Source organism: Streptomyces cinnamoneus (genome assembly GCF_014650495.1).
GTDB classification, from domain to species: domain Bacteria; phylum Actinomycetota; class Actinomycetes; order Streptomycetales; family Streptomycetaceae; genus Streptomyces; species Streptomyces cinnamoneus.
In genome coordinates this window covers 457,466-471,292 of the sequence record NZ_BMVB01000001.1, presented here as the reverse complement: position 1 = coordinate 471,292, position 13,827 = coordinate 457,466, and the positions used below count along the sequence as shown (strand labels likewise).

The window sequence follows — 13,827 nt, the reverse complement described above, 5'->3', positions numbered from 1 at the left end:
CGCACGCGCCCGGGAGGAGCGAGCAATGCCACACACCACCGAGTGGAAGATCCGTCTTCAGCTCACCGAGGACGGGGACAGCACCAAGGCACGAGCAGTTCTCGACACCGGGACCGCCTCGGTCACCGGAACGGGGGCGGCCCGCCGCGCTCCGGGCGACGAGAACGTTCCGGAGATCGGCGACGAGTTCGCCGCCGGCCGCGCCCTGCGCGACCTCGGCAGCCGCCTGCTGCACACCGCCCAGCACGACGTCGAGGCCCATGGCTCGGCCCCCGAACCCAGGACCTCACCGACGTCCGGCTGGAGTCTGTGAGGGCCGGCACCGGACACCGCACGGCAACACGTCCTGCACGCACAACGCGTCACAGCAGCGGGCCCAGCGGCCCCAGGTCCAGGTTGAGGTCCTCGATCTGCAGGCCGTGCTCGGCGCAGAGCTGCCGCATGCGCTCGTCGAGGAGCATGAGGGTGAGGCCGATGCGTTCCTCCTGGGCCTCGGTGAGGTCGCCGTGTTCCGCGCGGCGGACGGCCTGGCGTTCCATCAGCTGGCGCAGGAGCTCGACGACGGTCAGGACCAGCCTGACCAGGTCGCGTTCGATCGTGGCCCGGTCGAGGTCCAGAGGGCGGGTCATGGATGCTGCTCCTCCCAGGGGGACGGTACGACCGAGGCGTCGACGGAGCTGATGAGGGCGTTCAGGTCGATGCGGACGAGGTCGACGTCGGCGATCCGCAGGGTGAGGTCGCCGGTCAGGACGACGCCGCCCGCCAGGAGGCGGTCGAGCAGGTCCACCAGGGTCAGCCTGCGGTCGGCGGGAAGGGCGGCGCCGGTCACGGGGTGTCCGGGGTGACGAAGGAGTACGGGGCCCACGGGCCCGTCAGCTCCACGCGGAGACCGTCGCCGGGCGCGTGCTCGGCGAGGCCGGTCACGGCCGAGGTGAAGTGCGGGGCGCTGTCCCACGGGACGAGGTAGGCGGCGTTGAGGACGTTGCGGCCCGGGTGCCGGGAGAGGGCGGGGTTCTGCGGCGGGTAGAGGCGGGTCTCCTCCGCGAGAGCGGCGAGGGTGGTGTGGATGCCGCGCGCGGCCTCGCCCGCACGCCGTTCCCCTTCCTGGTGCGCGTGCCGTTCGGCGGCGCGCCGCCGGAGGTAGTCACGGCCGGACGTGGTGGCGCGCGGCGCCGGGGGGCGGGGGGCCGCGGTGGGCTCGGGGGCGTACACCTTGACGCCCCACTCGGTGCGTCCGTCCAGCCGGTCGAGGGCCGAACGCAGCTGTTGGCCCCTGTCCTCCAGCATGGCGCGCACCCCGGCCTCGTCGTGGAAGACGGTCGCCAGCCGCAGGGGGAGGACGCAGGGGCCGGCCGCGGTCACGGCGTCGACGACCCGCTGGTGGGCGCGGGCGACACCCTCCAGCCACGGCAGGTCCTCCAGCCGTTCGGACAGGGCCCCTTCGTCGTACTCCGCGGCCGGAACCCTCCCGGCCAGTGCCATGAGCCCCAGGTGCCGGACGCCGCCCACGGGCTCGGCCGCGACACCGGTGACGGTCTCCAGGGCTCCCGCCACCGCGGCGCAGTCCCGCGTGACGGCGTAGGCGTACACGTACCGCTGCGGCATGTCCTTCACCGGGGCTCCCCTCGCCGTTCCTCTTCTCGCAGTTCTCGCCGTTCCCGCAGTTCTCGCCGTTCGTCGTCCGATTCCCGGATCCGCGGTGTTCCGTGGGAATTGCTCCGGGCCCCGGAGGAGAGGGCGGGGTCGTTCTCCCACCAGTCGATCCCCATTTCCTTCGCCTTGTCGACGGACACGACGATCAAACGGAGTTTGATGGTGAGGAGTTCGATGTCCAGCAGGTTGATGCGGATGTCCCCCGCGATCACCACGCCTTTGTCGAGCACCCGTTCAAGGATGTCGGCGAGATTGGCCGGCCCGTTGTCCGCGTACGACACCGGCGCCCTGTGCTCGTTCATGCGGTCCCGTTCCCGTCGTTGCGTCGTCGGACCTCCGCCAGCCGGTCGAGGAGTTCGTCCTCGCGGCGGTCGAACTCCGCCTCGTCGACAAGGCCCGATGTCAGCTGCTCCTCCAGTGCCTTGAGTTCGCCCTGCACGGTGGCCGGGTCGTAGTACACGCGCTCGGCCTCCGCGACGACGCGCCGCAGCACCCAGCCGACGAAGCCGATCACCGGGTGCTCCGGCGGATGCGGGTCACGGGGCGGTCATTCGACGAAGCTGTAGGGCGGCAGCGGCCCGTGCACGGACAGGGCCACGTGCGGGTTCTCCTTCTCCAGCCTGCCGGTCTCGGTCAGCAGCCGCCGGGCGGCGGACTCGTCGACGAGGAAGGACAGGCTGAGGAAGCAGCCGGCGTTCTCCGGGCCGGTGCGGGTCTTCTCCGCCAGGGGCGCCAGCGTCTCGCGCACCAGCTCGGCGTCGCGGTCCTCCCTCTCCCGCACGCGCTCGGCGACCATCTCCCCGAACCGCAGCCGCTGTTCGTAACTGCCGCCACCGGAGGCCCGGTTGGCCTCCGCGAGCGTGCGCAGGCCGGCGTCCTCGGCGAGGACCCGGTGGAGGACGGCGTCCTCCCGGTGCACGACCTTGACGTTGTACTCCACGCGTCCGGCGAGCTCCTCCAGCTGCTTCTCGTACCGGCCGGCGTGCTCGGCGAGCACGTCGCGCACCTCGTCGTCGCTGTCGGAGACGCTGCCGAAGCGCATGGGCAGCACGGGGGCGCGGCGGCCGATCTCGGTCACGACCTGCTGGTGGGCGATCAGGTCCCGGCGCTTGGGGCGCAGCTCCTGCGGGCAGTCGCTCACCACCGCGGCGAGACCGGATCCGGTCACCGTCCGGACGGGGAGCGGCGGGTCGCCGATGCCGGTGAGGTCCTCCGGCAGGTCCTGGCGGCCGGCGCGCGTGATGCCGTAGACGTAGGTGGTCACTCGCTCTCCTCCTTCTTGCGGGAGGCGGACCGCCGGGTGCCGCTCTCCTGGCCCTCGCCCCGGCCGCGCACCTGGTGGAGGGCGTCGGAGACGGTCTGCGCGGCGCCGGAGAGCGCGCCCTTGGTCTTGCCGCGGGCGCCGCTCTCGGTCACGTCGCCGACGAGCTCGGGCAGGCCGGCGCTCTTGTGCGGGCCGGCCTCCAGGTCGAGGCGGTTGCACGCCTCCGCGAAGCGCAGGTACGTGTCGACGCTCGCGACCACGACCCGCACGTCGATCTTCAGGATCTCGATGCCGACCAGCGAGACGCGCACGAACGCGTCGATCACCAGGCCGCGGTCGAGAACCAGCTCAAGGACGTCGTACAGGCCGCTGGTGCCGCCCGCTCCGCCGCCCTGCTGCACAGGGACTACGCTCATGTCGAACCGCTTCCCCTCGTCTTCTCCTCGTCTTCGCCTCGTCCACGCCTCGTTTCCGACGGCCCCGCCGGGCACCGCGCCGGTCCGCTGCGCCCCGGCGGGCACCGGTCCCCTCAGCGGGAATCGGTCCTGCCGCGCTCGTAGCGCCGCACGCGGCGGTAGCCGGTGAGCAGGCCGGTGGCGTCGAGGGTCACCTCGTAGAGCGCCATCACGCTCATCGTCTCCGGGACGCGGGTGATCTCCACGACCTCGGCCTCCAGCAGCCAGCCCTGCTCGGCCCGTTCGAACCGGGAGACGCCCTCGGGGCGCAGTCCGGTCAGCTCGGTGAACTGTTCGTGGGCCGCGCGCAGGATCTGCGGTGCCGTCAGGACGGGCTCGTCGGATGTGCCGGACGTTTCTTTCGCGTTGGTCATGGGTGGCCTCTGTATCGAATCAAGGGCCTTGTGTGGTGCGGGTACCCCTGGCGGCCGTTTCAAACATGAGGTCCGCGCGGAAGAGTTCGGGAGTTTGAGCGCGGAAAAGCGTAGAAGACGAATGACGGGGCACCCGAAGCTTTGGAGGTTGATGACAATGGTTCCTCTGCTCCTCGTTCTCCTGCTCGCCCTGATCCTTTTCGGGGCGGGTTTCGCCATCAAGGTGCTGTGGTGGGTTGCCGTGGCCGTTCTGGTGATCTGGCTGCTCGGCTTCGTGATGCGTTCCGCCGGGACCGGTGGCGGACGCGGCCGCTGGTACCGATGGTGAGGTCCCCGGGGGCCGGACCGCCGCCGCAGCACGGCGCCACGGTCCGGCCGCTTCCCAGGACCTCGGCCCCCGCCGGGCATGCGCCCGGCGGGGGCCGCTCGCGTTTGCGCCGGGCGCGTCCGGCAACCCGACCCCGTAGCCCCTGCGTTCCCGGTTCTCCGGAAGGAGCCCTTGTGGTCGCCGTCGCCCTTCTCCTGCCTCCCGCGCTCCTGTGCCTGGTGCTCGCGCTGGACCAGTACGAGGAGCGCCTACTGAAGAAAGGTTCCGCTGTTCCTCGTCACGCGCTGCCGCGCAGGCATCTGCGGGCGGTTCCGGGCCCGTCCACCCGTGAGCCGCCGCCCGGCGCCGGTCCGGCCGCCGGGCCGGCCACGCCGCCCGGCCGTGACGCCGCCTGAGCGGGCGCCGTACGCCGGACGCCGGCCGAGTGACGACGCATACCCGGTCCCGTCGGACCGGGTATGCGTCGTCAGTGGACGGGCCGGCCCCCGACCCGCGCACCCAGAGACGAGGACCCCTCATGAAGGCGCAGGAACCCGCCGCACCACGTGCCGCCGTCGTCACCGGATCGGACTCCGGCATCGGCCGTGCCACGGCCGTCCGGCTGGCCCGGCAGGGCATGGACATCGGCATCACCTGGCACCGCGACCGCGAGGGCGCCGAGGGCACCGCCGCCGAGGTGCGGGCGGCGGGCCGGCGCGCCGAGCTGGAGCAGATGGACCTCACCCTCCTGCCGGACGCCGCCGATGCCGTCGACCGGCTGGCCGAGCGGCTCGGCCGCATCGACGTCCTGGTCAACAACGCCGGGGTCGGCACGGCCACGCCCTTCCTCGACCTGGAGCTCGGCGCGGTCCGCGAGGTGCTCGACGTCGATCTCGTCGGTCCGCTGCTGTGCGGCCAGCGGGCCGCGCGCCGCATGATCCGTCAGGGTGACGGCGGGTGGATCGTGAACGTCACCAGCGTCCACGAGCACCAGCCGCGGGTGGGCGCCGCGCCGTACTGCGCGGCGAAGGGCGGCCTGGGGCTGCTCACCCAGGTGATGGCACTGGAGCTCGCCGAACACGGCATCAACGTCAACGCGGTCGCCCCCGGCGAGATCGCCACCCCCATGACGGGCCAGGAGGACATCGACGTCCACGCGGAGCACCGCCCCGGCGTCCCGATCGCCCGACCGGGCGACGCCCGCGAGGTGGCGGCGGTGATCGGCTTCCTCTGCAGCCCGGACGCGAGCTACGTCACCGGCGCCTCGTGGACCGTGGACGGCGGCATGCTCCGCATGGGCCCCCAGGCAGGCTCCCACCTGGAGAACGACTCATGGCGCAGGGTCTGACCCGGTGCCGGGCCCCGGTCCCGGAGGTGGCGCGAGGGCACGCCGGCGGGGAGGGCGCGTCGGACCGGCGACCCGTGGGCGCGGGAGGTCACGGTGACGGGTCGGGGGGCAGGTTCCGGTTCCGCGGCTTCCGCGATGCGGCGGGCCGTCACGCGTCGGGCCGGCGGCCCCGGTACGCGGGAGGTCACCGCTCCGCGTCCGGGTCCGGCTCCACCGCTTCCGCGGCGCGGCGGGCCGTCGCGCGCGGCCCGGCGGCCCATGGGCGCGGGAGGTCACGGTGACGGGTCGGGGGGCAGGTTCCGGTTCCGTGGCTTCCGCGATGCGGCGGGCCGTCACGCGTCGGGCCGGCGGCCCCGGTACTCGGGAGGTCACCGCTCCGCGTCCGGGTCCGGCTCCGGCTCCACCGCTTCCGCGGCGCGGCAGGCCGTCACGCGCGGCCCCGCGGCCCCGGTGCGCGGGCGGTCACCGCTACCCGTCCGGGTCCGGCTCCGACTCCACCGCTTCCGCGGTGCGGCGGGCCGCGCGCCAGGCGTGGTCCGCTGCCCGCAGGCGGTCCTGCAGCCGGTGGGACGCCTCCTGGGCGGCGCCGAGGCGGTCCTGGGCCGCGCCGAGGTCGAGGGTCAGCTCCTCCACCCGCTGGTGGGCGGCGCGTTCGGCCTCGTCCGCCCGGTCCGCCTCCTCCCGGAGGCGGCTCCATTCCTCCTGCCGTGCCCGTTCCTCCTCCCGCACCCGCTCCAGCCGCTCGCGCCGCTCTTCGCTCCTGCGACGGCGCTCCCGCGCCTCGGCCAGGTCGGTGACGTGCGCGCCGCGCCCCGCACCGGAAGCGGGCCCGGCGGGTGCAGGCGGTGCGGCGAGCTGCTCCGCGGCGTCGGGGGCCAGGCCGGGAAAGCCGGTCACCGCGGTCAGCGGCCGGGACAGCCGCCCCGCCGCCCACTCCTGTGCCGCCCGGGCGTCCGCCAGTACGGCGTGCAGGGTCTCCTCGACCTCGCGCTGCACCTCGCCGCCCACCGGGTGTCCGGCCTCGGCCGCGAGGCGCCCCGCCTCCCGGGACAGCGAGGCCACCACGGTCCGTTGCCGGCGGCTCAGCTCGCGCAGCGCTCCGCCGTCGAGCTTCCGGTGGGCCTCGCGCAGCCCCTGCCCGAGGGCGGTCAGCGCACCCGCCTCGTCCGGCCTCTCCCGCACCAGGAGATTGCTCACCCAGGCCGCCAGGGTGGGTTTGCGCAGCGCCTTGACGCGGCCGGCCAGCTCCCGGTCGCCGGCCCGCCCGGCCTCGGCCGCGATCCGGTCACGGGCAGCGGTGAACTCCTCCGGCCGCAGCCGGAAGAGCTCCTCGGTCGCGCTGTCCAGGTCCATGGTCTTCCGTCCGGCTCCGCGCCGGCACGCATGCGCGTGCCGGGCCTCGGTACCGACGAGTCTCCCGCCTCGGCGCGGCATGCGCACGTCGCGGGCCGCTGCCGGGGCCGCCGGGGCCGCCCCCTGGCAGCCCCCGCGGGCAGGCGGCACGCTGGACGCTGACCCCGGAGGGGAGACGGCGGCGCCGACACCAGGCGCCAGGTGACGACAGGAGACGGCACGACCCCGGCACAAGTACACCCCCTCACCATCGTTGCGGAGGCAGTCATGCGGGACGTCACGGCGGCAGCGCCGCCGACCGACAAGGAGCTGCGGGAGCTGGACGCCCACTGGCGTGCGGCGAACTACCTCGCCGTGGGCCAGATCTACCTGATGGGCAACCCCCTGCTGCGGCAGCCGCTGCGCCCCGAGCACATCAAGCCGCGTCTGCTGGGCCACTGGGGCACCTCGCCCGGGCTCAACCTCGTCCACACCCACCTCAACCGCGTCGTCCGGGCCCGTGACCTCCAGGCCCTGTGCGTCTGGGGGCCGGGGCACGGCGGGCCGGCCGTCCTGGCGAACTCCTGGCTGGAGGGCACGTACACGCAGACGTACCCCGACGTCGGCCGTGACGCGGCCGGCATGGAGCGGCTGTTCCGGCAGTTCTCCTTCCCCGGCGGGGTGCCCAGCCACGTCGCCCCCGAGACGCCAGGCTCGATCCACGAGGGCGGGGAGCTCGGTTACTCCCTCTCGCACGCCTACGGTGCCGCGTTCGACAACCCGGACCTCCTCGTCGCGTGCGTCATCGGCGACGGCGAGGCGGAGACCGGCCCGCTGGCGACGTCCTGGCACTCCAACAAGTTCCTCGACCCGGTCCACGACGGCGCCGTGCTGCCGGTCCTGCACCTGAACGGCTACAAGATCGCCAACCCGGCCGTCCTCGCCCGTCTGCCCGAGGCCGAGCTGGACGACCTGCTGCGCGGCTACGGTCACGAGCCCCTCCACGTGACCGGCGACGAGCCGCTGGCCGTCCACCGGGACATGGCGCTCGCCATGGACGCCGCACTCGACCGGATCGCGGCGATCCAGCACGCCGCCCGCGGGGAGGGCGCCGCCGAACGGCCGCGCTGGCCCGTGATCGTGCTGCGCACGCCCAAGGGCTGGACGGGCCCCGCCGAGGTGGACGGCCTGCCCGTCGAGGGCACCTGGCGCTCGCACCAGGTGCCGCTGTCCGGTGTCCGCGACAGCCCGGAGCACCTGCGCCTGCTGGAGGCGTGGCTGCGCTCGTACCGCCCCGAGGAGCTCTTCGACGAGGACGGCGGGCCCCGGCCCGAGGTGCTGGCCTGCGTGCCGGAGGGCACGCGCAGGCTGGGCGCGACGCCGCACGCCAACGGCGGCCTGCTGCTGCGCGACCTGCCGCTGCCGCCCCTGGAGCGCTTCGCGGTGCCGGTCGACAAGCCCGGGGCGAGTCGGCACGAGCCCACCGGGGTGCTGGGCGAGCTGCTCGCCGAGGTGATGGCCGCGACCGCCGCGCGGCGCGACTTCCGTCTCGTCGGCCCCGACGAGACGGCCTCGAACCGGCTGCAGGCCGTCTACCGCGCCAGCGGCAAGGCGTGGCAGGCCGCGACCGTCGGCACGGACGAGCACCTGGAGCGGCACGGCCGGGTCATGGAGATCCTCTCCGAGCACACCTGCCAGGGCTGGCTGGAGGGCTACCTGCTCACCGGCCGGCACGGGTTGTTCTCCTGCTACGAGGCGTTCGTCCACATCGTCGACTCCATGGTCAACCAGCACGTCAAGTGGCTGCGCGTCAGCCGCCGGCTGCCGTGGCGGCGCCCCATCGCCTCCCTCAACTACCTGCTGACCTCTCATGTGTGGCGCCAGGACCACAACGGCTTCTCCCACCAGGACCCCGGCTTCATCGACCACATCCTCAACAAGAGCCCCGAGGCCGTACGCGTCTACCTGCCGCCGGACGCCAACACCCTTCTGTCGGTCGCGGACCACGTGCTGCGCAGCCGCGACTACGTGAACGTCGTGGTCGCCGGCAAGCAGCCCTGCTTCGACTGGCTGAGCCTGGAGCAGGCCCGCGCCCACTGCGCCCGTGGTGCGGGCGTGTGGACCTGGGCCGGCTCCGGCGACGACGGCAAGGAGCCCGACGTGGTGCTCGCCTGCGCCGGCGACGTGCCGACCCAGGAGGTCCTGGCCGCGGCCCAGCTCGTCCGTCGCCACCTGCCGGACCTGGCCGTGCGCGTGGTCAACGTCGTCGACCTGGCCCGGCTGCTGCCCGCGGGCGAGCACCCGCACGGCATGGCGGACGCCGAGTACGACGCGCTGTTCACCCCCGACAAACCGGTGATCTTCGCGTACCACGGCTATCCGTGGCTCATCCACCGCCTCGCCTACCGCCGCACCGGCCACGCCCACCTCCACGTCCGCGGCTACAAGGAGATCGGCACCACCACCACGCCGTTCGACATGGTCGTCCGCAACGACCTCGACCGCTACCGTCTCGTCATGGACGTCATCGACCGCGTCCCGCACCTCGCCGTGCGCGCCGCCCCCGTGCGCCAGGCCATGGAGGACGCCCGCGCCCGCCACCACGCCTGGATCCGCGAGCACGGCACGGACCTGCCGGAGGTCGCCGACTGGGCCTGGTCGGCGTGAGCGCGGGGCTCCGGGACCCCGGGGGACGACGGCCAGGGGTGTGCCCGGGACGGAGGGCGACACGATGAGGCGGTTGCCGGACGGCGGCGAGGTACGGGCGGCCCGTGGTGCCGGGACGGTCGCCGCGGCGCGGGCGGGACTGACGGCACGCGGGGTGATCTACCTTCTCGTCGGTGTGCTCGCCCTGCGCGTCGCGCTCACCGGCGGCGGCGAACAGGCCGACCGCGGCGGCGCGGTGGAGGAGCTGGCCGACAAGCCCCTCGGCGGGGTGCTGGTCTGGGCGGTGGGCATCGGGCTGGTCGGCATGGCGCTGTGGCGGCTGTCGGAGGCGGTCTTCGGCGCGGCGGGCCCCGACGGCGGGAAGGCGCGCGAGCGGCTGTTCTCGGCCGTGCGCTTCGTCTTCTACTGCGTCGTCGCCGGCACGGTGCTCGCCTTCGCCGCCGGGGAACGGGAGAGCGGCGCCGGCTCGACGGACGAGCAGTCCCGCGACGTCACCACCCGGCTGCTGGGCTGGCCGGGCGGCCAGTGGCTGGTGGCCGCGGCGGGGGTGGCGGTGGCGGTGACCGGCGTCTGGATCGTGGTCAGGGCGGCCATGCGCTCGTACCGCGAGGACCTGAAGCCGGCCGGGATGTCGCCGGCGGTGCGCAGGGCGGTGGACGTCCTCGGGGTCGGGGGCGGGTGCAGCAGGGGGATCGTGTTCGCCGCGGTGGGCGGTTTCGCGGTCCAGGCGGCCGTCGCCTACGACCCGGCCCGGGCCAAGGGCCTCGACGACACCCTGCGCGCCTTCGCCGGAACCCCGGCCGGCCCCTGGCTCCTCGCGGTGGTGGCGGTGGGCCTGGGCATGTTCGGACTGTTCTCCTTCGCCATGGCCCGCTGGCGGGCCCTGTGAGGCGGCCGGCTCAGCCCTCGACGCCCGTGGCGGCGTGGGCGGCGCCGACCGGCTTCGACTCCGGTGAGCCCCGCTGGCGCAGGTAGATGGAGAAGACGGCCATGGCGGCGACGGCCAGCAGCTCCGACTGCCAGTTCTGCAGGGTGCGGCTCCAGAATTCGGCGCGGAGCAGGTACTCGCTCCAGGCGACGGGGGCCTCAAGCTGGCGCAGCTGCTGTTCGTTGTAGGCGGCCGTGCCCGTGACGGACTGGCTGAACCAGCAGAGCAGGAAGATGACGCCCATGACGAGGCCGAGCGAGTGGGAGTACACCGCCCGGCGCCAGCCGGGGGCGGCGGCCCAGCGCGGGGAGTCGTCCCGGGCGTGCTCGCCGACGAGCTGCTCCCGGTCGGATTCGGGCCCGGCCTTCCCGGTCTGCTTCGACTCGGGCGAGCCGCGCTGGACCAGCCAGACGGTGACGAAGATGTAGAGGAAGAACTGCAGGAACTCCGACTGCCAGTTCTCGGTGACGTCGACGGCGAAGTCCGACGACGTGAGGTAGGCGGGGAGGTCGACCGGTGCCAGGCCGTCGGTGATGAGGAGGCTGTTGAACTCGGCTCGGCCGGCTGCCGCCTGGCCCGCCACGGCGAGCACGAACGCGGCGCCGAAGGCGAGGGCGAGGCCGTTGTCGTGGACGAAGCGCCGCAGCCGGCCGGTGCGCCCGGGGGCCGTGTCCTCCTGCGCTCCCGCGGTCCGGTTCACCGGTGCATCAGCCCCAGCGCCGTGAAGTACACCAGGCCCCCGACGATCAGCACCAGGCAGGAGCTGAACATTGCTTTCATGACGGTGTCACCTGCCTTTGACCGTGCATTGGTAGGGCTGCTCGGAGCGCGGCCGGCACCCCGCGGCGGTCACCTTCCATCCGCCGGGGAAGTGCGCCAGGAAGAGGGTGTCGTGATCGAGGACGGCCCGTGCCTGGTCGCCGTAGACGTCGAGGTGCCTCACGGCACCGGCCGCCGGGACCTCCTCGTCCTCGATCGCCTGCTCGCAGGAGGCCCGGGCCGACTGCTCCAGTTCCTCGCGGGTGACGGGGGCGAGGGCCGCGCACAGCGGCTCCTTCTGCCCGGTGCGCAGGGCCTGCTCGAAAACGGTGACCGTGGCGAGGGCGTCGTCGCGCCGTTCGGCCAGGGCGCCGCAGGCGGTCGTGGCGGCGAGCAGCACCACGGTGAGCAGGGCACGGGATCCCGTGCGCACCCGTGAGGGGGGTGGGCGGCGCTGCTTCTCACGCGACATCACGCGCGCAACACTAAGCGCACCCCACAATGATCAGGACATTCTCCCCGTTCCGACACAAGGGCCGCACCCGTGCGGCGGCTCAATTGCGCCTGTGCCACCCGGCGTCTCCCGCCCATGATGAGACGCGTTTGGCCGCTTGAGGAGCCGAGAGATTCGGGAGGTCCGATGAAGTACCGCTCGATGACCCGCCGCACCGCCCTGAAGTCCGCCGTGGGCACCGCCCTGGCCGCCGGAGGACTCATGTGGGGCGGCGCGATGCCGGTCGCGGCAGCAGCGGGAGGAGGCGGCACGTTCCGGGACGTCCGCGCCTTCCACGGCACCTGGGAAGGGGTGTGCGACGGCCGCAGGGCCCGGCTGCGGATCGTGGTGGCGCAGGAGGCGCCCGGCACGCTGCGCACCGTCTATCTCACCTTCACCGACCTCGAACGGGATGTGACGTATATCGGCAGCCGGCAGGAAGTCCCGGCGGGCGCACGGGACATCGGCACGGTCACGCTGTCCGGCGCGGCCGCCCTGACCTGGCCGAGCCTGCTGATCCACACGTGTGACACCGACGTCCTGTCCGGCATCGGCAGCAGCGGCGGCGGCGGATACCCGATGGCGTTCCACCGCTCGGCCACAGCCCCCGCCCTCACCCAGAACCGGCCGTTCCGCGACTTCGAGGACTGGTGCGGCCGGCCCCTGGGCCGGGGGCGCTACCTCGGCAGCCTCGACGGCCGCAGGGCGCAACTGGACGTCGACGTCACCATGGCGGGCGCCGAGCGCCGGATGGTGTTCCACCTGACCGACCTCGACCGCGGCGCCGACTGGTACAGCCAGGTCCTGGAGTCCGAGGTGCGGGGCTGGGGCCCCGGCCGGCAGCGCAACCCGCTCGCGGGCGTCCGCATGAAGCCCTACTGGGAGGGGCAGGAGCCCCTGCGGATCGGCTGCCTGTACTGGCACGGCCACAACGCCGCCTACGTGACGGGCGAGGGCGTGGGGCGGGGCGACCGCTTCGGCATGACGTTCGTCCGCCGGACGCCCCTCAATACCCCCTGAGCGCCAAGGAGCCCAGTACGGTACCCCGTACCGCGGACGTGAAGGACGGGTCGCCATGACGCCGAGCGGAGCACAGCGCGAAGGACGCGACGAATCCCCCGAGGAGCGCGCCGACCGGCGCTGGAGCGAGCTGCTCCAGGAGGTGAGGGTGGCCCAGACGGGGGTGCAGATCCTCTTCGGCTTCCTGCTGACCGTCGTCTTCACGCCGCAGTTCGCCTCGCTCGGGACGACCGACAAGAGGATCTACGTGGTCACCGTGCTGCTGGGCGCCGCCACCACCGGCGCCCTGATCGGCCCCGTCTCCTTCCACCGGCTGGTCACCGGACGGCGACTGAAGCCGCAGACCGTCACCTGGGCGTCACGCATGACGCTGCTGGGGGTCGTGCTGCTGCTGGCCACCGTCGCGTCGGCCCTCCTCCTCATCCTGCGCATCGCGATGCACAACGCGGCCGTGCCCTGGGTGACGGGCGGGCTCGTCGCCTGGCTGGCGCTGTGCTGGTTCGGCCTGCCGGCCTGGGCCCGCCACCGCTACGCCCGTAAGGGCTGACCGCCCGCAGCGGGGCGGGCCGCCTCACTCTCCCGCGGGGGCCCCGGTCTCCTTGATGTCGGAGATGAGCCCGGTGCTCAGGTCCGACTGCACGCTCAGGTAGGTGTACGTGGGCTTCTTCACGTCGCCCCACGTCAGCCGGATGCGGGTCCAGGTGTGCCCGGCGCCGCTGTTGTCGTAGGTCACGCGCCAGGCGCGCGGGGTGTTCTGGGCGTGGAACACCCCGTCCACGCCGTGCTGCAGTTCCCAGGACGTCAGGCGTTCGCGGAACTCCTCGGTGAGGAAGTGCGCGCGCAGGGCGTCGGACAGGACGGTGTCGGGCGTGCCGGTACGGGCGTCGACGTACGCCCCGTAGAAGGCGGCCACCCGGTCGGTGGCCGAGGACGGGTCGCCCTCGTGCGCCGACGGTTCGCCGGCGGACTCCCCCGCCGGGCCGCCGGGGGCGTGGGAGGCTGCCGCCAGGGCGACGGCCGGAACGGTCAGCAGGGCCAGCAGGGCAACGGCCGCCCCGGAGCGCCAGGTCGTGCGGGTTACGCGCATGGGTTTCCCCCCATTCGCCGAGTGCCACCAGGGGCACGGGCCTCGCAGCTTCACCCTGTACAGCGCACCAGCGACCGGAAGAGTTCCCTCCGGTTCACCCGCCGCAGCGGCCGCCCGGGGCCCGCCCCGCCGGAGCCCGG

Annotated in this window: 20 protein-coding genes; 8 read left to right on the top strand and 12 right to left on the bottom strand. The window is 73.7% G+C overall.

Going from position 1 to position 13,827, the window contains the following annotated elements; all coding sequences use genetic code 11:
* The first annotated feature begins 25 nt into the window (after positions 1-25).
* Positions 26-313, top strand: coding sequence for a DUF1876 domain-containing protein (locus IE182_RS02100; protein WP_190107847.1), 288 nt, complete (start codon positions 26-28; stop codon positions 311-313).
* A 49-nt stretch (positions 314-362) separates the two neighbouring features.
* On the opposite strand, the gene IE182_RS02095 is transcribed toward IE182_RS02100, so the two are convergent.
* From IE182_RS02095 to gvpO, 8 genes are all read right to left on the bottom strand, one after another.
* On the bottom strand, positions 363-629 hold the full coding sequence (locus IE182_RS02095; protein WP_190107846.1) for a gas vesicle protein K: 267 nt from the start codon (positions 627-629) through the stop codon (positions 363-365).
* Positions 626-829 (bottom strand): gas vesicle protein, encoded by a 204-nt coding sequence (locus IE182_RS02090; protein WP_190107845.1) that lies wholly within the window; start codon positions 827-829, stop codon positions 626-628. Before IE182_RS02090 ends, IE182_RS02095 begins: the two co-directional genes overlap by 4 nt.
* Positions 826-1,605, bottom strand: a complete 780-nt coding sequence (locus tag IE182_RS02085) for a GvpL/GvpF family gas vesicle protein (protein ID WP_190107953.1) — start codon at positions 1,603-1,605, stop codon at positions 826-828. Before IE182_RS02085 ends, IE182_RS02090 begins: the two co-directional genes overlap by 4 nt.
* 5 nt (positions 1,606-1,610) lie before the next feature.
* Positions 1,611-1,955 (bottom strand): gas vesicle protein, encoded by a 345-nt coding sequence (locus IE182_RS02080; RefSeq protein ID WP_190107844.1) that lies wholly within the window; start codon positions 1,953-1,955, stop codon positions 1,611-1,613.
* The gene (locus IE182_RS02075) at positions 1,952-2,167 is read right to left on the bottom strand and encodes a gas vesicle protein GvpG (protein ID WP_190107843.1); all 216 of its coding nucleotides are present in this window, start codon (positions 2,165-2,167) and stop codon (positions 1,952-1,954) included. Before IE182_RS02075 ends, IE182_RS02080 begins: the two co-directional genes overlap by 4 nt.
* Before the next feature lie 33 nt (positions 2,168-2,200).
* Positions 2,201-2,917, bottom strand: a complete 717-nt coding sequence (locus IE182_RS02070) for a GvpL/GvpF family gas vesicle protein (protein ID WP_190107842.1) — start codon at positions 2,915-2,917, stop codon at positions 2,201-2,203.
* A complete protein-coding gene (locus tag IE182_RS02065; RefSeq protein ID WP_190107841.1) occupies positions 2,914-3,333 on the bottom strand; it encodes a gas vesicle structural protein GvpA in 420 nt (139 codons plus the stop codon). Before IE182_RS02065 ends, IE182_RS02070 begins: the two co-directional genes overlap by 4 nt.
* A gap of 113 nt (positions 3,334-3,446) precedes the next feature.
* Entirely contained in the window at positions 3,447-3,746 is a 300-nt protein-coding gene (gene gvpO, locus IE182_RS02060; protein WP_190107840.1) for a gas vesicle protein GvpO, read from the bottom strand.
* 157 nt (positions 3,747-3,903) lie between these two features.
* Between gvpO and IE182_RS02055 the strand changes: the two genes are divergently transcribed.
* From IE182_RS02055 to IE182_RS02045, 3 genes are all read left to right on the top strand, one after another.
* The gene (locus tag IE182_RS02055; RefSeq protein ID WP_071966292.1) at positions 3,904-4,074 is read left to right on the top strand and encodes a hydrophobic protein; all 171 of its coding nucleotides are present in this window, start codon (positions 3,904-3,906) and stop codon (positions 4,072-4,074) included.
* 173 nt (positions 4,075-4,247) lie between these two features.
* Positions 4,248-4,469, top strand: coding sequence for a hypothetical protein (locus tag IE182_RS02050; protein WP_190107839.1), 222 nt, complete (start codon positions 4,248-4,250; stop codon positions 4,467-4,469).
* A gap of 122 nt (positions 4,470-4,591) precedes the next feature.
* The gene (locus IE182_RS02045) at positions 4,592-5,401 is read left to right on the top strand and encodes an SDR family oxidoreductase (protein ID WP_190107838.1); all 810 of its coding nucleotides are present in this window, start codon (positions 4,592-4,594) and stop codon (positions 5,399-5,401) included.
* A gap of 468 nt (positions 5,402-5,869) precedes the next feature.
* Here the strand turns inward: IE182_RS02045 and IE182_RS02040 are convergent, their stop codons facing one another.
* Positions 5,870-6,754 carry a hypothetical protein gene (locus tag IE182_RS02040; RefSeq protein WP_190107837.1) on the bottom strand — a complete coding sequence of 295 codons (885 nt, stop codon included), beginning with the start codon at positions 6,752-6,754 and terminating at the stop codon, positions 5,870-5,872.
* 267 nt (positions 6,755-7,021) lie between these two features.
* On the opposite strand from IE182_RS02040, the gene IE182_RS02035 reads away from it, so the two are divergent.
* Together IE182_RS02035 and IE182_RS02030 are read left to right on the top strand one after the other, a co-directional pair.
* Positions 7,022-9,400: a phosphoketolase family protein gene (locus IE182_RS02035; protein ID WP_190107836.1), complete on the top strand. Its 2,379-nt coding sequence runs from the start codon at positions 7,022-7,024 to the stop codon at positions 9,398-9,400.
* A gap of 64 nt (positions 9,401-9,464) precedes the next feature.
* Positions 9,465-10,289: a DUF1206 domain-containing protein gene (locus IE182_RS02030; protein WP_190107835.1), complete on the top strand. Its 825-nt coding sequence runs from the start codon at positions 9,465-9,467 to the stop codon at positions 10,287-10,289.
* A gap of 10 nt (positions 10,290-10,299) precedes the next feature.
* Here IE182_RS02030 and IE182_RS02025 read toward each other — a convergent pair whose 3' ends face one another.
* Together IE182_RS02025 and IE182_RS02020 are read right to left on the bottom strand one after the other, a co-directional pair.
* Positions 10,300-11,028: a DUF6766 family protein gene (locus IE182_RS02025; RefSeq protein ID WP_373303492.1), complete on the bottom strand. Its 729-nt coding sequence runs from the start codon at positions 11,026-11,028 to the stop codon at positions 10,300-10,302.
* A gap of 87 nt (positions 11,029-11,115) precedes the next feature.
* Positions 11,116-11,559 carry a hypothetical protein gene (locus IE182_RS02020; RefSeq protein ID WP_190107951.1) on the bottom strand — a complete coding sequence of 148 codons (444 nt, stop codon included), beginning with the start codon at positions 11,557-11,559 and terminating at the stop codon, positions 11,116-11,118.
* 168 nt (positions 11,560-11,727) lie between these two features.
* On the opposite strand from IE182_RS02020, the gene IE182_RS02015 reads away from it, so the two are divergent.
* Both IE182_RS02015 and IE182_RS02010 read left to right on the top strand, forming a co-directional pair.
* A complete protein-coding gene (locus IE182_RS02015; RefSeq protein ID WP_190107834.1) occupies positions 11,728-12,600 on the top strand; it encodes a hypothetical protein in 873 nt (290 codons plus the stop codon).
* A 55-nt stretch (positions 12,601-12,655) separates the two neighbouring features.
* Positions 12,656-13,147, top strand: coding sequence for a DUF6328 family protein (locus tag IE182_RS02010; RefSeq protein WP_190107833.1), 492 nt, complete (start codon positions 12,656-12,658; stop codon positions 13,145-13,147).
* Positions 13,148-13,171: 24 nt separating this feature from the next.
* Here IE182_RS02010 and IE182_RS02005 read toward each other — a convergent pair whose 3' ends face one another.
* Positions 13,172-13,687: a hypothetical protein gene (locus IE182_RS02005; protein WP_190107832.1), complete on the bottom strand. Its 516-nt coding sequence runs from the start codon at positions 13,685-13,687 to the stop codon at positions 13,172-13,174.
* Positions 13,688-13,827 lie beyond the last annotated feature (140 nt).